This is a genomic window from Pseudomonas sp. AM8 (assembly GCF_036346475.1).
GTDB classification, from domain to species: domain Bacteria; phylum Pseudomonadota; class Gammaproteobacteria; order Pseudomonadales; family Pseudomonadaceae; genus Aquipseudomonas; species Aquipseudomonas marginalis.
This window is the reverse complement of record NZ_JAOTNX010000004.1, coordinates 252719-273262: the sequence shown is the minus strand read 5'-3', so window position 1 is coordinate 273262 and position 20544 is coordinate 252719. Positions and strand designations below refer to the sequence as shown.

25 protein-coding genes are annotated in these 20544 nt (G+C 62.1%); 8 read left to right on the top strand and 17 right to left on the bottom strand.

Going from position 1 to position 20544, the window contains the following annotated elements; genetic code table 11:
• Positions 1-39 precede the first annotated feature (39 nt).
• Positions 40-834 carry a thiazole synthase gene (locus V3W40_RS12975; RefSeq protein WP_065923854.1) on the top strand — a complete coding sequence of 265 codons (795 nt, stop codon included), beginning with the start codon at positions 40-42 and terminating at the stop codon, positions 832-834.
• A 9-nt stretch (positions 835-843) separates the two neighbouring features.
• Entirely contained in the window at positions 844-1569 is a 726-nt protein-coding gene (trmB, locus tag V3W40_RS12970) for a tRNA (guanosine(46)-N7)-methyltransferase TrmB (protein WP_065946517.1), read from the top strand.
• An 81-nt stretch (positions 1570-1650) separates the two neighbouring features.
• Here trmB and V3W40_RS12965 read toward each other — a convergent pair whose 3' ends face one another.
• From V3W40_RS12965 to V3W40_RS12925, 9 genes are all read right to left on the bottom strand, one after another.
• Complete coding sequence (locus V3W40_RS12965) at positions 1651-1974, bottom strand: DUF3392 domain-containing protein (RefSeq protein ID WP_010207241.1); 324 nt, start codon at positions 1972-1974, stop codon at positions 1651-1653.
• 18 nt (positions 1975-1992) lie between these two features.
• Positions 1993-3195 (bottom strand): radical SAM family heme chaperone HemW, encoded by a 1203-nt coding sequence (gene hemW / locus V3W40_RS12960; protein WP_330215122.1) that lies wholly within the window; start codon positions 3193-3195, stop codon positions 1993-1995.
• The gene (gene rdgB / locus V3W40_RS12955; protein ID WP_027606096.1) at positions 3192-3788 is read right to left on the bottom strand and encodes an RdgB/HAM1 family non-canonical purine NTP pyrophosphatase; all 597 of its coding nucleotides are present in this window, start codon (positions 3786-3788) and stop codon (positions 3192-3194) included. The genes hemW and rdgB overlap by 4 nt, the downstream gene beginning before the upstream one ends.
• The gene (locus V3W40_RS12950) at positions 3785-4219 is read right to left on the bottom strand and encodes a DUF4426 domain-containing protein (protein WP_027606095.1); all 435 of its coding nucleotides are present in this window, start codon (positions 4217-4219) and stop codon (positions 3785-3787) included. Before V3W40_RS12950 ends, rdgB begins: the two co-directional genes overlap by 4 nt.
• 21 nt (positions 4220-4240) lie before the next feature.
• A complete protein-coding gene (gene metW / locus V3W40_RS12945) occupies positions 4241-4861 on the bottom strand; it encodes a methionine biosynthesis protein MetW (RefSeq protein ID WP_017735309.1) in 621 nt (206 codons plus the stop codon).
• A gap of 7 nt (positions 4862-4868) precedes the next feature.
• Entirely contained in the window at positions 4869-6008 is a 1140-nt protein-coding gene (gene metX / locus V3W40_RS12940; protein ID WP_027606094.1) for a homoserine O-succinyltransferase MetX, read from the bottom strand.
• A gap of 126 nt (positions 6009-6134) precedes the next feature.
• A complete protein-coding gene (locus tag V3W40_RS12935) occupies positions 6135-6722 on the bottom strand; it encodes a YggT family protein (RefSeq protein ID WP_065923851.1) in 588 nt (195 codons plus the stop codon).
• Between the two features lie 25 nt (positions 6723-6747).
• Entirely contained in the window at positions 6748-7566 is an 819-nt protein-coding gene (proC, locus tag V3W40_RS12930; protein WP_027606092.1) for a pyrroline-5-carboxylate reductase, read from the bottom strand.
• Between the two features lie 33 nt (positions 7567-7599).
• On the bottom strand, positions 7600-8286 hold the full coding sequence (locus V3W40_RS12925; protein WP_065923850.1) for a YggS family pyridoxal phosphate-dependent enzyme: 687 nt from the start codon (positions 8284-8286) through the stop codon (positions 7600-7602).
• A gap of 57 nt (positions 8287-8343) precedes the next feature.
• On the opposite strand from V3W40_RS12925, the gene V3W40_RS12920 reads away from it, so the two are divergent.
• Positions 8344-9378, top strand: coding sequence for a type IV pilus twitching motility protein PilT (locus tag V3W40_RS12920; protein WP_065923849.1), 1035 nt, complete (start codon positions 8344-8346; stop codon positions 9376-9378).
• Positions 9379-9456: 78 nt separating this feature from the next.
• On the opposite strand, the gene V3W40_RS12915 is transcribed toward V3W40_RS12920, so the two are convergent.
• A complete protein-coding gene (locus tag V3W40_RS12915) occupies positions 9457-10092 on the bottom strand; it encodes a C40 family peptidase (RefSeq protein ID WP_027606089.1) in 636 nt (211 codons plus the stop codon).
• 250 nt (positions 10093-10342) lie between these two features.
• On the opposite strand from V3W40_RS12915, the gene V3W40_RS12910 reads away from it, so the two are divergent.
• Positions 10343-10771, top strand: a complete 429-nt coding sequence (locus V3W40_RS12910) for an NINE protein (protein WP_027606088.1) — start codon at positions 10343-10345, stop codon at positions 10769-10771.
• Between the two features lie 126 nt (positions 10772-10897).
• Here the strand turns inward: V3W40_RS12910 and V3W40_RS12905 are convergent, their stop codons facing one another.
• The 7 genes from V3W40_RS12905 to gshB form a co-directional block, all read right to left on the bottom strand.
• Positions 10898-12169, bottom strand: coding sequence for a dihydroorotase (locus tag V3W40_RS12905; RefSeq protein WP_065923848.1), 1272 nt, complete (start codon positions 12167-12169; stop codon positions 10898-10900).
• Positions 12166-13170, bottom strand: coding sequence for an aspartate carbamoyltransferase catalytic subunit (locus tag V3W40_RS12900; RefSeq protein WP_027606086.1), 1005 nt, complete (start codon positions 13168-13170; stop codon positions 12166-12168). Before V3W40_RS12900 ends, V3W40_RS12905 begins: the two co-directional genes overlap by 4 nt.
• A 24-nt stretch (positions 13171-13194) precedes the next feature.
• Complete coding sequence (gene pyrR, locus V3W40_RS12895; RefSeq protein ID WP_330215121.1) at positions 13195-13701, bottom strand: bifunctional pyr operon transcriptional regulator/uracil phosphoribosyltransferase PyrR; 507 nt, start codon at positions 13699-13701, stop codon at positions 13195-13197.
• Between the two features lie 82 nt (positions 13702-13783).
• A complete protein-coding gene (gene ruvX, locus V3W40_RS12890; protein ID WP_005792259.1) occupies positions 13784-14221 on the bottom strand; it encodes a Holliday junction resolvase RuvX in 438 nt (145 codons plus the stop codon).
• Positions 14221-14790 carry a YqgE/AlgH family protein gene (locus tag V3W40_RS12885; protein WP_027606084.1) on the bottom strand — a complete coding sequence of 190 codons (570 nt, stop codon included), beginning with the start codon at positions 14788-14790 and terminating at the stop codon, positions 14221-14223. Before V3W40_RS12885 ends, ruvX begins: the two co-directional genes overlap by 1 nt.
• Positions 14791-14878: 88 nt before the next feature.
• Positions 14879-15784 (bottom strand): energy transducer TonB, encoded by a 906-nt coding sequence (locus V3W40_RS12880; protein ID WP_330215120.1) that lies wholly within the window; start codon positions 15782-15784, stop codon positions 14879-14881.
• 77 nt (positions 15785-15861) lie between these two features.
• On the bottom strand, positions 15862-16815 hold the full coding sequence (gene gshB / locus V3W40_RS12875) for a glutathione synthase (RefSeq protein ID WP_065923845.1): 954 nt from the start codon (positions 16813-16815) through the stop codon (positions 15862-15864).
• A 240-nt stretch (positions 16816-17055) separates the two neighbouring features.
• Here gshB and pilG point away from each other — a divergent pair, with 240 nt between their 5' ends.
• Genes pilG through V3W40_RS12855 form a run of 4 tightly spaced genes read left to right on the top strand, consistent with a single transcriptional unit; the run spans position 17056 to position 20460 of the window.
• Positions 17056-17463 carry a twitching motility response regulator PilG gene (gene pilG, locus V3W40_RS12870; protein ID WP_027606081.1) on the top strand — a complete coding sequence of 136 codons (408 nt, stop codon included), beginning with the start codon at positions 17056-17058 and terminating at the stop codon, positions 17461-17463.
• A 46-nt stretch (positions 17464-17509) separates the two neighbouring features.
• Positions 17510-17875: a twitching motility response regulator PilH gene (pilH, locus tag V3W40_RS12865; protein ID WP_014720320.1), complete on the top strand. Its 366-nt coding sequence runs from the start codon at positions 17510-17512 to the stop codon at positions 17873-17875.
• Positions 17876-17887: 12 nt separating this feature from the next.
• Positions 17888-18412, top strand: a complete 525-nt coding sequence (locus V3W40_RS12860; protein ID WP_065923844.1) for a chemotaxis protein CheW — start codon at positions 17888-17890, stop codon at positions 18410-18412.
• Positions 18409-20460 carry a methyl-accepting chemotaxis protein gene (locus V3W40_RS12855; protein WP_065923843.1) on the top strand — a complete coding sequence of 684 codons (2052 nt, stop codon included), beginning with the start codon at positions 18409-18411 and terminating at the stop codon, positions 20458-20460. The genes V3W40_RS12860 and V3W40_RS12855 overlap by 4 nt, the downstream gene beginning before the upstream one ends.
• Positions 20461-20544 lie beyond the last annotated feature (84 nt).

The window sequence follows — 20544 nt, the reverse complement described above, 5'->3', positions numbered from 1 at the left end:
CGGATTCTGCAGAACCTCACCCCATTTCGAGGATTTCCCATGAGCATCGTTCGTAGCGACAAGCCCTTCGTCCTGGCCGGTCGTACCTACCAGTCCCGTCTGCTGGTCGGCACCGGCAAGTACCGCGACATGGAAGAAACCCGCCAGGCCATCGAAGCCTCGGGCGCCGAGATCGTGACCTTCGCCGTGCGCCGCACCAACCTCGGCCAGATCGAGGGCGAGCCGAACCTGCTCGACGTGTTGTCGCCGGATCGCTACACCTTCCTGCCGAACACCGCCGGTTGCTACGACGCCATCGAAGCCGTGCGTACCTGCCGCCTGGCCCGTGAACTGCTCGACGGCCACAACCTGGTCAAGCTGGAAGTGCTGGCTGACCAGAAAACCCTGTTCCCCAACGTGATCGAAACCCTCAAGGCCGCAGAAACCCTGGTCAAGGAAGGTTTTGACGTGATGGTCTACACCAGCGATGACCCGATCATCGCCCGCCAACTGGCCGAAATCGGCTGTATCGCCGTGATGCCGCTGGCCGGCCTGATCGGTTCCGGGCTGGGTATCTGCAATCCGTACAACCTGCAGATAATCCTCGAAGAAGCCAAGATCCCGGTCTTGGTGGACGCCGGTGTCGGTACCGCCTCCGACGCCACCATCGCCATGGAACTGGGCTGTGACGCGGTGCTGATGAACTCGGCCATCGCCCACGCCCAGCACCCGGTGCTGATGGCCGAAGCCATGAAACACGCCATCGTCGCCGGCCGCCTGGCCTACCTTGCCGGGCGCATGCCAAAAAAACTCTACGCCAGCGCCTCTTCGCCGCTGGATGGTCTGATCAAGTAAGAGCCATTGATGACTGAATCAAACGAAACGCCGAACACCGTGGAAGAAGGCGACGAGTCCAAGCACCGCCGCATCAAGAGTTTTGTGATGCGCGCCGGCCGCATGACCGAGGGCCAGCAAAAGGGCCTGGAGCAAGGTACGCCGCTGTTCGTCCTGCCCCTGGCCGATGCGCCGGTGGACTATGACCAGGTGTTCGGCCGTTCGGCCCCGCGTTCCCTGGAAATCGGTTTCGGCATGGGCCACTCCCTGCTGGAAATGGCCGCAGCCTCGCCGGAACAGGATTTCATCGGTGTGGAAGTCCACCGCCCAGGTGTCGGTGCGCTGCTTAATGGCGTGCTGACACAAGGCCTGACCAACCTGCGGGTCTATGACTGCGACGCGATCGAAGTGCTCAACCGATGCATCGCCGACAACAGCCTCGACCGCCTGATGCTGTTCTTCCCCGACCCATGGCACAAGAGCCGTCACCACAAGCGCCGCATCGTCCAGGCCTCCTTCGCGGAACTGGTGCGCAGCAAGCTGAAAGTCGGCGGTGTCCTGCATATGGCTACCGACTGGGAACCCTATGCCGAATACATGCTGGAAGTGATGGACGTTGCCCCTGGCTACCGCAACCTGGCGCAAGACGGCAAATGCGTACCACGCCCGGCCGAACGCCCGATCACCAAGTTCGAGCGGCGTGGTGAGCGGCTGGGGCATGGGGTTTGGGATTTGAAGTTCGAGAAAGTCGACTGACAAGTCCCTGGCTTGGAATGCAGTAAAAAATGTGGGAGCGGGCTTGCCCCCTCCCACAGTTGTTTTGTGTTGGATTTGAGGTCAGCGGCGATCGGCGACGACGCCAATCAACACCAGCACCACCACCAACACCGGCGCCAGGCTGTAGTTATTGAACTGGCTCAATCCCCGCACAATCCACGGCGTGGCGTAGATCAGCGCCGCACCGCTGCCGATCATGCACAGCAGGGCCATCAACGGTACGCGCAACGCGCCGGCAACGCTGCCCAGGCGTGCTTCGACCCAGCCCTTGATGTCGGCGCCAAACAGCACCAGCAAACAGCCCACAAGGGCCAGGGAGATTTCCGACAGGTTGCTGCGGCTCCAGCGGGATACCGTGGCGAGCAGGTCGAGTACCAGATCCATTCGATTTCCTTAGAGCGATCAGCTCAAAAACTTCTGCAACAGGTCATTGAGAAAGAGTTGCCCGCGATCGGTGGCCGCCAGGCGTGACGGTTCGACCTGCATTAAGCCACTTTGTTCTGCCTCGCGCCGCGCCTCGTCGAGGCTCGCCAGGTCGAGGCCGGTGCGTTCGGCGTAGAGCGTGGCGTCGACGCCCTCGGTGAGGCGCAGGGCGTTCATCAGGAACTCGAACGGCAACTCTTCGTTGGTCAGCTCCTTCGCCCCGGCCTGGAAGCTTTTGGCCGGGTTGAGGTAGTCCTTCGGCGCGCGGGTCTTCCAGGTGCGCACAATGCGCCCGTCCGGATGGCTGAGCTTGCCGTGGGCGCCGGCGCCGATGCCGATAAAGTCGCCGAAACTCCAGTAGTTGAGGTTATGCCGCGCCGGGCGCCCGGGCTGGGCGTAGGCCGACACTTCGTATTGTGCGTAACCGTGTTCGGCCAGCAGCGCTTGGCCCGCTTCCTGGATGTCCCACAGGGTATCGTCTTCCGGTAGCGCGGGCGGCTGGTTCCAGAACACGGTGTTGGGTTCCAGGGTCAACTGGTACCAGGACAGGTGTGTGGGTTTGAGCGCGATGGCCTGGCGCAGGTCGCTCAACGCATCGTCCAGGGACTGATCGGGCAAGCCGTGCATCAGGTCCAGGTTGAAGTTGTCGAACCCGGCCTGGCGCGCCATCCCTGCGGCGCGTACGGCTTCGTCGCCGTTGTGGATGCGGCCCAGGGCCTCAAGCTTTGCCTGCTGGAAGCTCTGGATGCCGATGGACAGCCGGTTGATCCCCAGCGCGCGGTAGGCGACGAACTTCTCTTGCTCGAACGTGCCGGGGTTGGCTTCCAGGGTGATCTCGATGTCGCCGGCAAACCGGATGCGTGCTTCCATGCCTTTGAGCAATCGGCCCAGCGCCGCAGCGCTGAACAGGCTTGGCGTGCCGCCGCCGAAGAAGATCGAACTCAGTTCGCGCCCATACACCGCGTGCAGGTCCTGATCGAGGTCGGCCAGCAAGGCGTCCACATACTCTTCTTCCGGCAGCACCTTGCTGGCGGTGTGGGAGTTGAAGTCGCAGTAAGGGCATTTGCGCACGCACCACGGGATGTGGATGTACAGCGCCAGGGGCGGCAGCACGGGCAGCGCCGCCCGAGGTGTTTGCGCGCCACCGTGGATCAGCGGCTGCGCGGAGGTGTTCCGGGTCATTTCAAGCCCAGGCGCTGGCGCAGCAAATCCATTGCGCGGGCACGGTGGCTGATCTGGTTCTTGTCGGCCGGGCTCAATTCGGCACTGGAGACATTGCGCTCCGGCACCCAGAACAGCGGGTCATAGCCAAAACCGTGCTCACCGCTGGCAGCGTGCAGGATGCGCCCGTGCCACAGGCCTTCGCAGAGGATCGGCAGCGGGTCATCGGCATGCCGTACCAAGGCCAGCACACAGACGAACTGCGCGCCGCGCATCGCGTCCGGCACGTCCTTGAGCGCGTCCAGCAGCTTGGCGTTGTTGGCGGCATCGCCCTTGCCATCGGCATAACGCGCCGAGTAGATACCCGGCGCGCCGCCGAGGAAGTCCACCGCCAGGCCAGAGTCGTCCGCCAGCGCCGGAAGGCCCGAGATGCGTGCGGCATTGCGCGCCTTGAGGATGGCGTTCTCGACGAACGACAGGCCGGTCTCTTCCGGCTCCACCTGGCTGAACTCGCCGATGGAGCGCAGCTGCACGGATTCGCCGAGCATGGCCTGGAGTTCTTTGAGCTTGCCGGCGTTATGGCTGGCCAATACGAGTTGAGTAAGGTTCATCATTCCGCCGGAAACAGTTCCTGGTTGAATTGGAAGCTATGGGCTTTGCCGCCGGTTTCCACATTGATGGTAAACGTCTTGTATTCCCGCTGCGTCACGGAGTACGGCGCGAGGTAATTGATCCCGCCTTTCTCGTCGATTTGCTTGAACGTCAGGATCTCGCTCTTGCCGCCCAGGTCCTTGATGGTGCCTGTCACCTGCGCTGCCACCGGGGTTACGCCCTTGATCACGGTCACATTGATCAAGCCCTTCTCCTTGCTGCGCACCACGCCGACTTTCTGGGCGGTTTCCGGCTGCAGGAAGCTGGAGGTGAAGGTGTTGTAATGAACGGTGATATCACCGAAGTCTTTCTTGCGATTAGCGTCGATAGTGTCCGCCGCCATGGCGCTGGCGCCCAGGCATGCAGTCAGTAGAAAAATAGCCAAGCGACTCATGATCGTCCCTCTTGAAAATGATTAGACGGCAATCTTGTGATCCGTCAGGCCAGGGCTGCTGACCCGATAGATACCAATTTCGCCCAACAGATTGGGCCATAGCTTGCTTGCCCAGCCGTGACGATGCTGTTGATCGACGGCCAGGCGGTTGATCACCTTGGCTTCACGCTCGCCACACAGGGCTTCGAAGTCTTCGAAGGTGCAGAAGTGGATGTTCGGCGTGTTGTACCAGGTGTACGGCAGGAAATCCGAGACTGGCATGCGGCCCTTGGTCGCCAGGTACCAGCGGCAGCGCCAGTGCCCGAAGTTGGGGAAGGTGATGATGCACTGGCGACCCACGCGCAGCATTTCGTCGAGGATGCGGTCCGGGTAGTGCACCGCTTGCAGGGCCTGGGTCATCACCACGATATCGAAGCTGTTGCTGGCGAAGTTGCCCAGGCCCTTGTCCAGGTCCTGCTCGATCACGTTGATGCCCTTGGCCACGCACTGGGCGATGTTGTCCGGGTCGTTTTCCAGGCCGTAGCCGGTGACTTGCTTGTTGTCGCGCAGCCAGCTCAGCAGTTCGCCATCGCCGCAGCCCAGGTCGAGCACGCGGCTGCCGGCGGGGATCCAGTCTTGGATGATGTCCAGGTCGGCTCTCATGGCGTTCTCACAAAGTAATGCGGTTCATGTAGTTGCTGAAAGCCTGGAGGTAGCGCGGGATCGGAATCAGGAAGGCGTCATGGCCTTGCGGTGCATCGATCTCCAGGTAGCAGACGTCTTTCTTGGCCGCCATCAGCGCATCCACCAGCTCTCGGGAGCGGGCCGGCGAGAAGCGCCAGTCGGTGGTAAACGACATGACGCAGAACTTGGCCGTGGCGCCCTCGAAGGTTTTCGCCAGGTCATCGTCGTGGTTGGCTGCCGGGTCGAAGTAGTCCAGGGCCTTGGTCATCAGCAGGTAGGTGTTGGCGTCGAAACGCCCGGAGAACTCCTCGCCCTGATAACGCAGGTAGCTTTCCACCTGGAACTCGACGCTGTGGAAGTCGTAGTTGAGCTTCTCGCTCTTGAGGCCACGGCCGAATTTCTCGCCCATGGAGTCATCGGACAGGTAGGTGATGTGCCCGACCATTCGCGCCAGCATCAAGCCGCGCTTGGGGATCACACCGGCTTCCTGGAACGAACCGCCGTGGAACTCGGGATCGGTGAGGATGGCCTGGCGCGCCACTTCGTTGAAGGCGATGTTCTGCGCCGACAATTTGGGCGCCGAGGCGATGGCCAGGCAATGGCGCACGCGATCCGGATACGTGATGGTCCATTGCAGGGCCTGCATGCCGCCCAGGCTGCCGCCGATCACCGCGGCCCATTGCCGGATACCCAGCAGGTCGGCGAGGCGCGCCTGGCTGTGCACCCAGTCTTCCACGGTGAGTACGGGGAAGTCGGCGCCGAACGGCCTGCCGGTTTCCGGGTTGAGGCTGCTGGGGCCGGTGGAGCCATTGCAGCCGCCGAGGTTGTTCAGGCTGACGACAAAGAACTTGTTGGTGTCGATGGGCTTGCCGGGGCCGATGCAACTGTCCCACCAGCCAGGCTTGCGCTCGTCAACGCTGTGGAAACCAGCGGCGTGATGATGACCGGAGAGGGCGTGGCAGATCAGCACGGCATTGCTCGCCGTGGCGTTCAGTTGGCCGTAGGTTTCATAAATCAGGTCATAGGCAGGCAGCGAACGACCACAGGCCAGGGCCAGTGGTTCGCTGAAGTGCGCCACTTGGGGCACGACCAGTCCAACAGAATCGGGGGGGAAGGCAGTTGGCATCGACCCTGCTCTCGTTTAAATGAGGCGTAAGTCTAAAGACCGATGCACCCAGCGGCAAGCAAAGGCCAAATGTGGGAGGGAGCAAGTCGAATCGTCGCCCCGCCCCTCCTGCATTTGTTCCGCCTGTCAGATCAGTCCGAACAGTTCCTTGGGCATGTTCGCGAAGTCAGCCAGGTACGGGATGCCCCAGCCTTGTATCAGCTGGATCGCGATAAACGCGAAGATCGGCGAAATATCCAGGCCGCCCAGGTTGGGCACCCAGCGGCGGAACGGCGCGAGCACCGGCTCGGTGATCTGAGACACCAGCTCGGCACCTGGGCTGCGGCTACCCGGCGCGACCCAGGACAGGATCACGCTGATGATCATCGACCAGAAGATGATCTTCAAAAACAACGAGAAGATCCCGATCAGTGCCCATGGCAACAGCAGCACGGTGTAAGGCAGGTAGCCCTTGAGCATCAAGACCAGCACGAACAGCAGGATCTGCAGCAGCAGCGCCAGCACCAGCGACGACATGTCCAGGCCGAACATGCTCGGGACCACTCGACGCAGGGGCTTGAGCAGCGGTTGGGTGGCCTTCACCACGAATTGGCACAGCGGGTTGTAGAAGTTCGCCCGCACCAGTTGCAGGATAAAACGCATCAGCACGATCAGCAGGTACAGGCTGCCCAAGGTCTGGATGATGAAGATGACGGCGTCATTGAGTCCAAGCATCATTTATTCCTTTGTAGGGGGACGACTATTTGCCCAGCTGCTCGGCCATTTCAGCCGAACGATGTGCTGCGGCACCCAGTGCTTTTTCCACCAGGGCTTCAAAGCCCCCGGCCTGGAACGATTCGATGGCAGCCTGCGTGGTGCCGCCGGGGGAGGTGACGCGACGGCGCAACTCGGCAGCGTCCACTTCACTGGAGACAGCCATTTTCGCGGCGCCCAGGGCGGTTTGCTCGGCCAGTTGCTCGGCGACTTGCTGTGGCAGGCCCAGTTTCACGCCGGCGGCGGTCATGGCCTCGATCAGCAGGAAGAAGTAAGCCGGGCCGCTGCCCGACACGGCGGTGACCGCGTCCAGTTGCTGCTCCTGTTCCAGCCACAGGGCGATGCCCACGGCGGACAGCAGTTCCTGGGCCTGGTCACGTTGCTCGGCGGTCACCTCGTGGGTGGCGTACAAACCGCTCACACCCTGGCGCAGCAGCGCCGGGGTGTTGGGCATGCAACGCACGATCGGTTGCGCGCCGAGCCAGTTGTTCATGCTGGCGCAGGTGATACCGGCGGCGATCGACACCACCAGTTGGTGTGGCTGAAGGCTTGGGCGCAGGCTTTCGCACACGGCCTTCATGGCCTGTGGCTTGACCGCCAGCACGATCACATCGACACCTTGGATGGCTTCGGCGTTATCGGCGAAGGTTTCGATACCGTGCTCGGCGCTGACGCGGGCACGGGTCTCGGCGCCCGGATCGCTGGCGCGGATCTGCGCCGCTTCCAGGCCCTTGGCCCGCAGGCCGCCGATCAGGCTGGCCGCCATGTTGCCGGCGCCGATAAAGGCAATACGCGTGTTGCTCATGACAGGTCCTTACTTAGATGGATGTCAGCCATTTCATGGCTGGCCGTAGTCGCGGGCGCCAAACAGGGCGGTACCGATCCGCACCCAGGTGGCGCCTTGGGCGATGGCCGACTCAAGGTCGTGGCTCATGCCCATGGAAAGTGTGTCGAGCGGCAGGTTCAGGTTGTTTTGCAGGTCGCGCACGCTGGAAAACGCGGCGTCTTGTTCGGCCCGATCGTCCGTCGGCTCGGGAATCGCCATCAAGCCCCGCAGCTTCAAGCGCGGCAGGGCGCTGATGGCGTTGGCCAGGGCCGGCAGGTCGGCGGGGGTGCAGCCGGACTTGCTGGCCTCGCCACTGACATTGACCTGGATGCAGATATTCAGCGCAGGCAGGTCCACCGGGCGTTGCTCGGACAGGCGTTGTGCAATTTTGAGACGGTCCACGGAATGCACCCAAGCGAAATTCTCGGCGATGGCGCGAGTCTTGTTCGATTGAATGGGGCCGATGAAGTGCCAACTCAAGGGCAGGTCGGTTAATTCGGCCTGCTTGCCCAGGGCCTCCTGCAGATAGTTTTCGCCAAAATCACGCATCCCGGCGGCATAGGCTTCACGCACGGCTTGGGCGGGTTTGGTCTTGCTCACGGCCAGCAGGTGGATGCTGTTTGCGTCACGTTGCACGGCGTCGGCTGCGGCGCGGATGCGCTGGCTAACCTGGCCGATGTTGTCTGCTATCGTCGACATTCAAGATGCGCCCGTGGATATGGAGTCCGCGGCATTCTACTGGAAATGGAAAGCCCTATGGATATCACTGAATTACTGCAGGCCGGCGTGCGTCGCGGCGCTTCCGACCTGCATCTGTCGGCCGGTATGGCGCCTATGCTGCGTATTGATGGTGAGGTCTGGCCGTTGGATTGGCCGGTGCTTTCACCCCCGCAAGTAGCGGATTTATTGAGCCCGTTGCTCAACCGCTACCAACAAAAGGATTTCGAAACATCTCTTGAAACGGATTTTGCCTTCGAGTTGCCGGGCGTGGCGCGGTTCCGGGCGAACGTATTCCAGCAGGATCGCGGCATGGGCGCGGTGTTTCGCACCATCCCGGCCGAGGTCCAGAGCCTGGAAAACCTCGGCCTGGGGGAAGTGTTCCAGCGTATCGCCCAGCTTGCGCGCGGCCTGGTGCTGGTGACGGGCCCCACCGGCTCCGGCAAGTCCACTACCCTGGCGGCGATGATCGATTACCTCAACCAGCATCGGCGCCAGCACATCCTCACGCTGGAAGACCCCATCGAGTTTATCCACACGCCGAAAACCGCCCTGATCAACCAGCGCCAGGTGCATCGAGATACCCATAGTTTCTCGCTGGCCTTGCGTTCGGCGCTGCGCGAAGACCCCGACGTGATCCTGGTGGGCGAACTGCGCGACCTGGAAACCATCCGCCTGGCCCTGACGGCGGCTGAGACCGGGCATCTGGTATTTGGCACCCTGCACACCACCTCGGCGGCAAAGACCGTGGACAGGCTGGTGGACGTGTTCCCGGCGGGGGAAAAGGCCATGGTCCGCTCGATGCTGTCGGAGTCGTTGCAGGCGGTGGTGTCCCAGGTGCTGGTCAAGAAGGTTGGCGGCGGGCGGGTGGCGGCCCATGAAATCATGCTGGGCACGCCGGCTATTCGTAACTTGATCCGCGAAGACAAGGTGGCGCAGATGGTCTCGGCGATTCAGACCGGCGGCGCGTTGGGCATGAAGACGTTGGATATGAGCTTGAAGGCGTTGGTCACGGAAGGCGTGATCAGCCGGGAAGAGGCGCGGGAGAAGGCGAGGGTGCCTGGGGATATCTGAGGGGTGTGGACGACACACATCAAATGTGGGAGGGGGCTTGCTCCCCTCCCACATGTACTACTGCATTCCAGCTTCAGATCAGCGTTGTACTACCCGCAAGGTATTCTGCTCTTTCGGCAGAACCCGCTTGGCAATCACGTAGTTCTTGTCCCAGAACGGCTTTTTCAGCGTGTCGATGCTGACCGACTTGCCACGGCGCGGTGCGTGGATGAAGCGGTCGTTGCCCAGGTAGATGGCTACGTGGTTCACCTGGCGGCTCTTCAGTTTGAAGAACAACAGGTCACCCGGTTTCAGGTCCTTGCGCTCAACCTTCTGCCCATGACCGGCGGCCATGGCGTTGGAGGTGCGCGGCAGATCCACGGCCGCTACGTCGTTAAACGCATATTTCACCAGGCCGCTGCAGTCGAACCCTTTACTTGGGCTGCTGCCGCCCCAACGATAAGGAGTACCGAGCACGTTTACGGCGCGGCTGAGGACGGTGCTGCTTTGCCTGGTGTTGACTGCCATCAGGCCTGGAACTGCTTTACCGTGGGCCTTGCTCAGTTGAGTCGGGCGGCTGACGGTCGGCTTTGCCGATTTGGCAGTGCTGGGCGCGCTGTGGACTTTAGGGGTGAAACCGTTGACGTTCGGAAGTCGTTGCTCACGATTGGTGGCGTGGGCGGCCAGTGGCATTAATAGGCAAATGGTTAGCCATGTCTTTAAAAATGGTCGCATTAGGCGTGGCTCTTATGGGTTTGCGCGCAACTTTATAACAGCTTTTTGTGTCGTTCTCAGGCCGTTTGTCGACTGAACCTTGGGGTCAAACTCAGGAAAAACGCGACGATTCGCCGCGATTGTCCTACACAAGTCAGGTGGCATAAGGCTTTCAGGGGAGGGAAGATACCATTTGCCGTACGTCGGGCGCCTGTAAAAAAGTCACAAAGAAAGTGAAAAAATTTATCTATCGAAGCAAAAGAGGTACTCCATGAACACCTATCAACAGGTTGGTCCGCAGCAAGACACCCACAGCAAGGTGATCGGTTACCTGCTCTGGATTTTCGGGTTTACCGGGGCCCATCGTTTCTATTACGGCAAACCGGTCACTGGAACGATCTGGTTTTTCACCCTCGGCTTGCTGGGGATCGGCTGGCTGATCGACCTGTTCCTGATTCCGGCCATGGACCGTGAAGCGGACCTGCGTTTTACCGCTGGGCCTATCGAATACAACGTGGCGTGGATTCTGTTGGCGTTTCTGGGGGTGTTCGGCGTGCACCGCATGTACCAGGGCAAATGGATCACCGGCCTGATCTACCTGCTGACCGGCGGCTTGTTCCTGGTGGGAGTGCTGTATGACTTCTGGACCTTGAATACCCAGGTTTCGATCCGCAATGCCGAGCGCAACGGCGGGCGTTAGATCATCAATAACCTGTAGGAGCGAGCTTGCTCGCGAAGAACGTTAACGATAACGCAGCGCTATCAGGTAGCCCGCATTGTCTATTCGTTCTTCGCGAGCAAGCTCGCTCCTACAGGTTTTAGTGGCTCAAGCCTGATAGCTGATGCGCCCGTCCACCAAGGTGTAGCGCACGCTCGCCGGCAGGCTATGGCCGATGAACGGGCAGTTTTCACCCTTGGACAGCCAGTGCTCACCCGCAACCGTGGAGCCGGCCGGATCAAACAGCACTAGATCTGCCGCCGCCCCCACCGCCAGCTTGCCCGCCGGCAGGCGCAAGGCCTCGGCCGGGCCTGCGCTCAGGCGCGCCAGCAGTGTCGGTAGGTCCAGCAAACCGTCTTCCACCAACGTCATCGCCAGCGGCAGCAACAGCTCCACGCTGCTGATGCCCGGCTCCGTCGCGCCGAACGGCGCCAGCTTGGCATCGCGCTCATGGGGCTGGTGGTGGCTGGAAATCGCCGAGATCACCCCCGATTTCACTGCCGCACGCAAACCGTCACGATCGGCCAGTGTGCGCAGCGGCGGTTGCACGTGGTAAAGGCTGGAGAAGTCGATCAGCGCCTCATCCGTCAGCAGCAACTGATACAACGCCACGTCTGCCGTCACCGGCAGGCCACGGGCCTGGGCCTGGGCGATCAGGGCCACGCCCCGGGCGCTGGTCAGTTGGCTGAAGTGCGCACGCACGCCGCTTTGTTCCACCAGCAGCAGGTCACGGGCCAGGGCTACGGTTTCAGCGGTTTCCGGAATGCCCGGCAAGCCGAGGAAGCTGGCGACCGCACCTTCATGGGCCAGGCCGCCTTCGGCCAGGTCGCGGTCCTGGGAGTGGAAGATCACCGTCAAGTCGAAGGTGGCCGCGTATTCCAGGGCGCGGCACAGGGTGCGGGTGCTGCGGAAACTCTCCAGGCCGTTGCCGAACGCCACGCAACCGGCATCGCGCAGGGCGATCAGTTCGGCGAGTTGTTCGCCTTCCAGGCCTTTGCTCAGGGCGCCGATGGGGAACACTTTGCAATTGCCGGCCTCACGGGCACGGTCGAGGATCAGCTCGGTCACGGCCGACGTGTCGAGCACCGGCTTGGTGTGCGGTGGGCAGCACAGGCTGGTGACGCCACCGGCTGCGGCCGCGCGGGTCTCGCTGGTGATATTGCCTTTGCGGCTGAAGCCCGGCTCGCGCAGGGCGACGTTCAGGTCCACCAGGCCGGGCGCGGCCACCAGGCCTTTGGCATCGATGGTCTCGCTGGGGCTGAAAGCACCGGGCGCGGCGCCGATGGCGATGATCCGGCCGGCCTCCAGGTGCAGATCGGTAACCTGATCCAGGCCACTGGCCGGATCGATGACTCGGGCGCCGAGAATGCTGAGCTTCACTGGGCCTTCTCCTGCTCGAATTGACGTTGCGCGGTTTGCCCGCTCATGGCCATGGACAACACCGCCATGCGCACGGCGATGCCATACGTGACCTGGTTGAGAATCACCGACTGGCTGCCGTCGGCCACCGCCGACTCAATCTCCACGCCTCGGTTGATCGGCCCCGGGTGCATCACGATGGCGTCCGGCTTGGCGCCGGCCAGGCGTGCGGTGGTCAGGCCGAACAGGCGGTAGAACTCGCCTTCGCTCGGCAGCAGGCCACCCGACATGCGTTCGCGTTGCAGGCGCAGCATGATTACCACGTCCACATCCTTGAGGCCTTCGGTCATGTCGGTGTAGACCTTCACGCCGTATTGCTCGATGCCGATGGGCAAGAGGGTTTTCGGTGCGATCACGCGGATGTCCGGGCAACCCAGGGTTTTCAGGGCCAGCATGTTCGAGCGTGCCACCCGTGAGTGCAGGATGTCGCCGACGATGGCCACCGAGAGGTTTTCGAAGCTGCCCTTGTGCCGACGTATGGTGAGCATGTCGAGCATGCCCTGGGTCGGGTGGGCGTGACGGCCGTCGCCGCCGTTGATGATCGCCACCTGCGGGCACACGTGCTCGGCAATGAAGTGGGCGGCACCGGAGTCGCCGTGGCGCACCACGAACATGTCGGCGGCCATCGCTTCCAGGTTGCGCAGGGTGTCGAGCAGGGTCTCGCCCTTGCTCGCCGACGAGGTGGACACGTTCAGCGTGATCACGTCGGCCGACAGCCGTTGGGCCGCCAGTTCAAAGGTGGTCCGTGTACGGGTGGAGTTCTCGAAGAACACGTTGCAGATGGTCTTGCCGCGCAGCAACGGGACTTTCTTCACCGCCCGGCCGCCAACCTCGAGGAACGAGTCGGCGGTGTCGAGGATTTCGGTGAGCAGTTCGCGGGGCAAACCGTCGAGGGACAAGAAGTGTTGCAACTGGCCCTGAGCATTGAGCTGCAGCGGGCGCTTGGCATCTAGAGGCGTCATCGCGGGGACTCTTTACAAGGCGGTTTAAAGGGCAAGGTCTTGCAGTTCGAGTTCGAGCGGCGTGGGACCGGACAATTTTACTCGCTGGCTGGCCTCAAGGGACAGCGTGGCGCCAACCACGTCCGGGCTGATGGGCAGTTCGCCTGCGTCCAGGTCCAGCAGGCAGACCAGGGTGATGCTGGCCGGGCGCCCGTAATCGAACAATTCATTCATGGCGGCGCGGATGGTACGGCCGCTCATCAGCACATCGTCGATCAGCACCAGGTGCTGGCCTTCAATCTCGAACGGCAGGGCAGACGGGCGCACTTGCGGGTGCAGGCCGTTCTGGCTGAAGTCGTCGCGGTAGAAGGACACGTCTAGGGTACCCAAGGGTGAGTCGCTGCCCAGTTCGTCCAGCAACGCTTGGGCGACCCACACACCGCCGGTGCGAATACCGATAAAGCGCGGTTCGCTGATGCCACGGTGTTCCAGGCGCGTCTTGAGGCTAACCGCCATCTGGCGGATCAGTTCGGCGGGGTTTGGCAGGCTCATGGTGGCTCCTTCAAGGCCTTGCGCGGCGGGGCGACGACAAGGTCCGGGCTCAAACGTAAGAAGACGCGGCAAGCCGCGTCAGTCAGGATTCAAATAAAGCAGTGTTTTCGTCCAGCCAGCCCTGTAACAACAAGGCGGCGGCGATGGCGTCCACCGGGTTATCGCGGTAGCTGCCTTTCTGGCCGCCACGGTCGCGGCGTTCGCCCTTGGCTTCAAAGGTGGTCAGGCGTTCATCGTGGGTATAGAAGGGCAGGTTGTAGCGGCCGTTAAGACGGCGGGCGAACTTTTCGGCGCGCAGGCACATGTCGCTGGGGGTGCCGTCCATGTTCAGGGGCAGGCCGACCACTACGGCATCGGGCTTCCACTCTTTGATCAGGGCTTCGACCTGGTTCCAGTCCGGTATGCCGTTCTGGGCCTTGAGGGTGCACAGCTCGCGGGCCTGGCCGGTGATGACCTGGCCGACCGCTACGCCGATCTGCTTGGTGCCGTAGTCAAAGCCGAGGATCAAACGCAAGGCCATCAGGCGTGCCCCGCCTGGCTGGTCAGCAGGCTGAGGTTGACCCGCAGCTTGGCCGCGGCGGCTTCCAGGCGCAGTTCGCTTGCGGTGTTGAACAGGATGTCGGCATCGAACGGGCAGGTCAGCCAGGCATTGCTGGCCAGTTCGGCTTCCAGCTGCCCGGCTTCCCAGCCGGCGTAACCCAGGGTGATCACACTTTGCTCAGGGCCCACGCCGTCGGCGATGGCGAACAGCACGTCCTGGGAGGTGGACAGCGAGACTCCGTCCAGGTCCACCGTGGCCTGGAACTTCGGCCCGGTGGGGTGCAGCACAAAGCCGCGATCGGTCTGTACCGGCCCGCCGATGTAGATCGGCACGCCCTGGCAACGGGCCGGTGGGTCGACCTCCGGGCGCAGTTGCTCAAGGATATCGGCCAGGTTCAGTGCTTGCGGGCGGTTCACCACCAACCCCATGGCACCATTGGCGGTGTGCTCGACGATGTAGGTCAAGGTCTGCGCAAAGTTCGGGTCGGCCATATGGGGCATGGCGATCAGGAATTGGTGCTTGAGGTAGGTCGGGCTGACATTTTTCATGTCCGCTAGTGTGGCGTTGGAGGGGCGAACTGACAAGCTGGACGTGACCCGAATACAGTGCTGTCGGCTTTTCTGTAGGACGGCGCGTTCAGTTGCTGGAAAGGCGATCACCCTTGGCAAACTTCCAGGTGCGGATGATTTCCAGGCGGTCCACATCGTTCAAGTCCCCGGTAAACGGGGCAAAGGGCGCGGCCAGGCGCACGATGCGTTGGGCGGCCTGGTCCAGCAGCGGCTGACCGGACGACTCCAGCACCTGCACTTCATATAAGGTGCCGTCGCGGTTGATCGACACCAAAAGACGCAAATTGCCGTAGATCTGCTGGCGCCGTGCCTCTTCCGGGTAGTTCAGGTTACCGATGCGCTCGACCTTCTTACGCCACTCGTCCTTATACCAGGCGCCCTTGTCGCGCATGGTCGAGGCGGCGTTCAGGCGGTAAATGCGTGGGCGCTTGGCGTAAAGCTGTTGTTCATGGGCCAGTTCGGCTTCCAGGCTGGAGATTTCGTCGGACAGTGTCGAGCTGTCGAACGTCGGTGCCGGCTTCACGGGCTCGGGTTGCGGCTCGGTCTTGGTTTTCTCGCGCTGGACCGGGGCTTTTTGCGGCTTGGGTGCGACGGTGGTCACCGTGGGCTTGGGCGTGGCCTGTTTGACTTCAGGCTTGGGCGCCGGCGGCGGTGTGACCTTATTGACCTTGTTGTCCTGGAAGGGCGCCACTTCGGTGGTCTTGGGGATCGCCTTCTTGTCCAGGGTGCCACTGCCCTGCTGGTTGTCCTGGGCGATAAAGTCCGCCTTATCGGGCTTCTTTTCGCTCTTGAATGTGGCGAGAGTGATTTCCAGGGTCTTGGTGATCTGCTTGGGCTCGACCATGGTGAAACCCACGCCGAGGATCAAGGCCAGGTGAATCAATGCCGCAAGAAACAGGGTAAATCCGAGCCGATCAGCCGGGCGCACGCCGCTGTGGGAGAGTTCGGAGGGCAGATCGGACGGGAGTGTCATGACAAGAAAACCAACATCGCGCGTTTCACAGGTCGGGCATGATAGCGCAATGTTGGTGTGTGTCCGGCTGTTCTATATCACTTGGCCTGCAGCTTGCGTTCGATGGCGGCCATCAACATTTCGCCGATGTTCGTGCCAAATGCGTTGTCGATCTCGCGAATGCAGGTCGGGCTGGTGACATTGATTTCGGTGAGGTTTTCCCCAATTACGTCAAGGCCTACAAACAGCAAACCCTTTTCCCGCAGGGTCGGGCCAACTTGGCTGGCGATCCAGCGGTCTTTGTCGGACAACGGCCGCGCTTCGCCTCGACCGCCTGCCGCCAGGTTGCCACGGGTCTCGCCTGCCGCCGGAATACGCGCCAGGCAGTAATCCACCGGCTCGCCGTCGATCATCAGGATGCGTTTGTCGCCGTCCTTGATCGCCGGCAGGTAGGCCTGGCCCATGATTTGCTGGGTGCCCAGGGCGGTCAGGGTTTCGAGGATCACCGACAGGTTGGGGTCGCCGGCGCGGTGACGGAAGATCGAGGTGCCACCCATGCCGTCCAGCGGCTTGAGGATCACATCGCCGTGCTTGGCGGCAAATTCACGCAGCACGTCGGCACGACGGCTGACCACGGTGGGCGGTGTGCACTGCGGGAACAACGTGGCGAACAGCTTTTCATTGCAGTCACGCAGGCTTTGCGGCTTGTTGACGATCAGCACGCCGGCACGTTCGGCCTGCTCCAGCAGGTAGGTGGAGTAGACGAACTCCATGTCGAACGGCGGGTCCTTGCGCATCAGGATCACGTCCAGATCGCTCAGGGGGCTGTCGATTTCGTCCTGCAGTTCGAACCACTTCTCAGGGTTGGCAAACACCTGCAGCGGACGCATGCGTGCGCGGGCCTCGCCGTCGCCCTGGTAAAGGTCGCGCTGCTCCATATAGAACAGGCTCCAGCCGCGGGCCTGGGCGGCCAGGAGCATGGCCAGCGAGCTGTCCTTTTTATAGGAAATGCTGGCGATAGGGTCCATGACAATGCCGACGCGAACGCTCATGGGGGATTTCCTCTAGCAAAATTGGGGCGCATAAAAGTGGCGTCAGAGTGGCGCTGCGGCTGTTGTGGGTCAAGGAAAAACCACCGGGCGGGTGCCTCGATAGATTGCTCCCCGAGACTGTGCTAAAAAGACTGCCACGGCGCAGCAGCCCTTGAATTCCAAGGCCTGCGGCGCTCATCCTGTGCAACATCAGGCAGTACACACCGAAAACCGATTCGCTGTGGCGATGGTAGAGCAGATATGGAACAGCATTCCAACGCCTTGAGAGTGATGGTGATCGACGATTCGAAGACGATCCGCCGCACCGCCGAGACGCTGTTGAAGAACGTGGGCTGCGATGTCATCACGGCCATCGACGGTTTCGATGCCCTGGCCCGGATTGTGGATCATCACCCGCACATTATCTTTGTCGACATCATGATGCCGCGCCTGGATGGCTATCAGACCTGCGCCCTGGTGAAGAACAACCCGGTGTTCAAGTCGATCCCGGTGATCATGCTGTCCTCCAAGGACGGTCTGTTCGACAAGGCCAAGGGGCGCATCGTGGGTGTCGATCAGTTTTTGACCAAGCCTTTCAGCAAGGAAGAACTGCTGAGTGCGATCAAGGCCTATGTGCCCGGGTTCGCCGCAGTGGAACAAGCACACTGACGCCGCCTCACAAGGGCCGGCGCCGACCAATGTAGTGGGGAAAACCATGGCACGTGTTCTGATCGTCGACGATTCGCCGACCGAAATGTACAAACTGACCGGCATGCTGGAAAAGCACGGCCACCAGGTCCTCAAGGCCGAGAACGGCGCCGACGGCGTGGCCCTGGCCCGCCAGGAAAAGCCTGACGCCGTGCTGATGGACATCGTGATGCCGGGCCTCAATGGCTTCCAGGCCACCCGCCAGCTGTCCAAGGAGCCGGAAACCAACGGCATCCCGATCATCATCATTACCACCAAGGATCAGGAGACCGACAAGATCTGGGGCGCACGCCAGGGTGCCAAGGATTACCTGACCAAGCCTGTGGACGAGGAAACCCTGATCGCCACCCTGAACAAGGTGCTGGCCGGCTGACGGCACGCCATCATGACCGAGTCGCAAACCGCCTTCGAGTTGCTGCTGGACATCGACCGCCGCTGCCGCCTGCTGGCCGCCGACCTGCCGTCCCAGGAAACCCGCCTGCAACGCTGGAGCGGGATTGGCTTTCGCCTGGGGCAGCATTGGTATGTCGCGCCCATGGGCGAAGTCGCCGAAGTCCTGCATGAGCCGCGTTGCACTTTAATGCCCGGGGTCAAGGCCTGGGTCAGGGGTGTTGCTAACCTGCGCGGGCGTTTGCTGCCGGTGATGGACCTCGGCGGCTTCCTTGGCCTTGAGCTGTCCAAGGCGCGCAAGCAACGGCGGGTGCTGGTGGTGGAATACAACGATCTGTTTGTCGGGCTGTTGGTAGACGAGGTGGTGGGGATGCAGCATTTTGCACAAGACGCCTTGCTGGCGAGCCCCAGCCCCGGCGCGCCATTTATCCAGGGCCAATTCGACGGCGAGCCGCTGTGGCAGGTCTTCAGCCCCTTCGCCCTGGCCCAGGCCCCTGGCTTCATGGATGTCGCCGCATGACCACCGCTACTACGCCCAAACCCCAGGCCGGCTCGCGCAGCCGTTCACAGATCATCGTACTGTTTATCGCGCTGATCGTATTCATCATGCTGCTGTTCGCCAACTTTGCTTACCTCAACACCCAGTCCACCTACGACAAGCAGTACATCGGCCACGCCGGTGAACTGCGCGTGCTGTCCCAACGCATCGCCAAGAACGCTACCGAGGCCGCCGCCGGCAAGGCCGCCGCATTCAAGCTGTTGGGCGACGCGCGCAACGATTTTGCCCAGCGCTGGGGTTACCTGAAAAAAGGCGACCCGGAAACCGGCCTGCCCGCTGCGCCCAGTGCGGTCCGCGCCGAAATGCGCGCGGTGCAGACGGACTGGGAAGCGCTGTTGAAAAACACCGACGCGATCCTCGCCAGCGAACAGACCGTGCTGTCCCTGCACCAAGTGGCCGCGACCCTCGCCGAAACCGTACCGCAATTGCAGATGGAGTCGGAAAAGGTCGTCGACATCCTGCTGCAACGCGGCGCGCCGGCCAGCCAGGTGGCCTTGGCCCAGCGCCAGTCGCTGCTGGCCGAACGTATCCTGGGCGCGGTCAACACGGTGCTGGCCGGTGACGAAACCGCCGTCCAGGCCGCCGACACCTTTGGCCGCGATGCCAATCGCTTCGGGCAGGTGCTCAATGGCATGCTCAACGGCAACCCCGGGCTGCGCATCACCCAGGTCGAAGACCGCGATGCCCGCGCGCGGCTGGCGGAAATCGCCGAGCTGTTCGAGTTTGTCTCCGGCTCCGTGGATGAAATCCTCGAAACCTCGCCGCAGTTGTTCCAGGTCCGCGCCTCGGCGAGCAATATTTTCAACCTGTCGCAAACCCTGCTCGATGAAGCCTCGCACCTGGCCACCGGTTTTGAAAACCTCGCCAGCGGACGCAGCTTCGACACCATCGGCGGCTATGTGCTGGGCCTGTTGGCGCTGGCCTCGATCATCCTGATCGGACTGGTGATGGTGCGCGAAACCAACCGCCAACTGCACGAGACCGCCGAGAAGAACGAGCGCAACCAGAACGCGATCATGCGCCTGCTCGATGAAATCGAAGACCTGGCCGACGGCGACCTCACCGTGACCGCCTCGGTGACTGAAGACTTCACCGGCACCATCGCCGACTCCATCAACTATTCCGTGGACCAGCTGCGCGACCTGGTGGCCACCATCAACCTCACCGCCGGGCAAGTGGCGGGTGCCGTGCAAGAGACCCAGGCCACCGCCATGCACCTGGCCCAGGCCTCCGAGCATCAGGCCCAGCAGATCGCCGAAGCCTCCACCGCGATCAACCAGATGGCCCAGTCCATCGACCAGGTGTCGGCCAACGCCGCCGAATCATCGGCGGTGGCGGAACGTTCGGTGGAAATCGCCAACAAAGGCAACGAGGTGGTGCACAACACCATCCACGGCATGGACAACATCCGCGAACAGATCCAGGACACCGCCAAGCGCATCAAACGCCTGGGCGAGTCGTCCCAGGAGATTGGCGACATCGTCAGCCTGATCGACGACATTGCCGACCAGACCAACATCCTCGCCCTCAACGCCGCGATCCAGGCGAGCATGGCCGGGGATGCCGGACGCGGCTTTGCGGTGGTGGCCGATGAAGTGCAGCGGCTGGCCGAACGTTCGTCGGCGGCCACCCGGCAGATTGAAACCCTGGTGCGCGCGATCCAGGCCGACACCAACGAAGCCGTCATCTCCATGGAACAGACCACCACCGAAGTGGTGCGCGGTGCACGGCTGGCCCAGGACGCCGGGGTGGCGCTGGAAGAGATCGAAGGCGTATCGAAAACCCTGGCCGCGCTGATCCAGAGCATCTCCAACGCGGCGCAGCAACAGACCTCATCGGCGGGGCAGATCTCCCTGACCATGAACGTGATCCAGCAGATCACCACGCAGACGTCATCGGGCTCCACCGCTACCGCCGAAAGCATCGGCAACTTAGCGAAGATGGCCAGCCAGTTGCGCAGGTCGGTGTCGGGTTTCACCCTGCCAGCGGCCAAACAGGCTGATGATTGAAATGCAGTCAAAATGTGGGAGGGGCTTGCCACCTCCCACACTCGATCTCCATTGGCTTTGAGATCCAGGCAACCCACGAATTCT

Coding starts and splice junctions, on each gene's coding strand:
- V3W40_RS12975 (WP_065923854.1), top strand. CDS start 40: ATGAGCATCGTTCGTAGCGACAAGCCCTTCGTCCTGGCCGGTCGTACC.
- trmB (WP_065946517.1), top strand. CDS start 844: ATGACTGAATCAAACGAAACGCCGAACACCGTGGAAGAAGGCGACGAG.
- V3W40_RS12965 (WP_010207241.1), bottom strand. CDS start 1,974: ATGGATCTGGTACTCGACCTGCTCGCCACGGTATCCCGCTGGAGCCGC.
- hemW (WP_330215122.1), bottom strand. CDS start 3,195: ATGACCCGGAACACCTCCGCGCAGCCGCTGATCCACGGTGGCGCGCAA.
- rdgB (WP_027606096.1), bottom strand. CDS start 3,788: ATGATGAACCTTACTCAACTCGTATTGGCCAGCCATAACGCCGGCAAG.
- V3W40_RS12950 (WP_027606095.1), bottom strand. CDS start 4,219: ATGAGTCGCTTGGCTATTTTTCTACTGACTGCATGCCTGGGCGCCAGC.
- metW (WP_017735309.1), bottom strand. CDS start 4,861: ATGAGAGCCGACCTGGACATCATCCAAGACTGGATCCCCGCCGGCAGC.
- metX (WP_027606094.1), bottom strand. CDS start 6,008: ATGCCAACTGCCTTCCCCCCCGATTCTGTTGGACTGGTCGTGCCCCAA.
- V3W40_RS12935 (WP_065923851.1), bottom strand. CDS start 6,722: ATGCTTGGACTCAATGACGCCGTCATCTTCATCATCCAGACCTTGGGC.
- proC (WP_027606092.1), bottom strand. CDS start 7,566: ATGAGCAACACGCGTATTGCCTTTATCGGCGCCGGCAACATGGCGGCC.
- V3W40_RS12925 (WP_065923850.1), bottom strand. CDS start 8,286: ATGTCGACGATAGCAGACAACATCGGCCAGGTTAGCCAGCGCATCCGC.
- V3W40_RS12920 (WP_065923849.1), top strand. CDS start 8,344: ATGGATATCACTGAATTACTGCAGGCCGGCGTGCGTCGCGGCGCTTCC.
- V3W40_RS12915 (WP_027606089.1), bottom strand. CDS start 10,092: ATGCGACCATTTTTAAAGACATGGCTAACCATTTGCCTATTAATGCCA.
- V3W40_RS12910 (WP_027606088.1), top strand. CDS start 10,343: ATGAACACCTATCAACAGGTTGGTCCGCAGCAAGACACCCACAGCAAG.
- V3W40_RS12900 (WP_027606086.1), bottom strand. CDS start 13,170: ATGACGCCTCTAGATGCCAAGCGCCCGCTGCAGCTCAATGCTCAGGGC.
- pyrR (WP_330215121.1), bottom strand. CDS start 13,701: ATGAGCCTGCCAAACCCCGCCGAACTGATCCGCCAGATGGCGGTTAGC.
- ruvX (WP_005792259.1), bottom strand. CDS start 14,221: ATGGCCTTGCGTTTGATCCTCGGCTTTGACTACGGCACCAAGCAGATC.
- V3W40_RS12885 (WP_027606084.1), bottom strand. CDS start 14,790: ATGAAAAATGTCAGCCCGACCTACCTCAAGCACCAATTCCTGATCGCC.
- V3W40_RS12880 (WP_330215120.1), bottom strand. CDS start 15,784: ATGACACTCCCGTCCGATCTGCCCTCCGAACTCTCCCACAGCGGCGTG.
- gshB (WP_065923845.1), bottom strand. CDS start 16,815: ATGAGCGTTCGCGTCGGCATTGTCATGGACCCTATCGCCAGCATTTCC.
- pilG (WP_027606081.1), top strand. CDS start 17,056: ATGGAACAGCATTCCAACGCCTTGAGAGTGATGGTGATCGACGATTCG.
- pilH (WP_014720320.1), top strand. CDS start 17,510: ATGGCACGTGTTCTGATCGTCGACGATTCGCCGACCGAAATGTACAAA.
- V3W40_RS12860 (WP_065923844.1), top strand. CDS start 17,888: ATGACCGAGTCGCAAACCGCCTTCGAGTTGCTGCTGGACATCGACCGC.
- V3W40_RS12855 (WP_065923843.1), top strand. CDS start 18,409: ATGACCACCGCTACTACGCCCAAACCCCAGGCCGGCTCGCGCAGCCGT.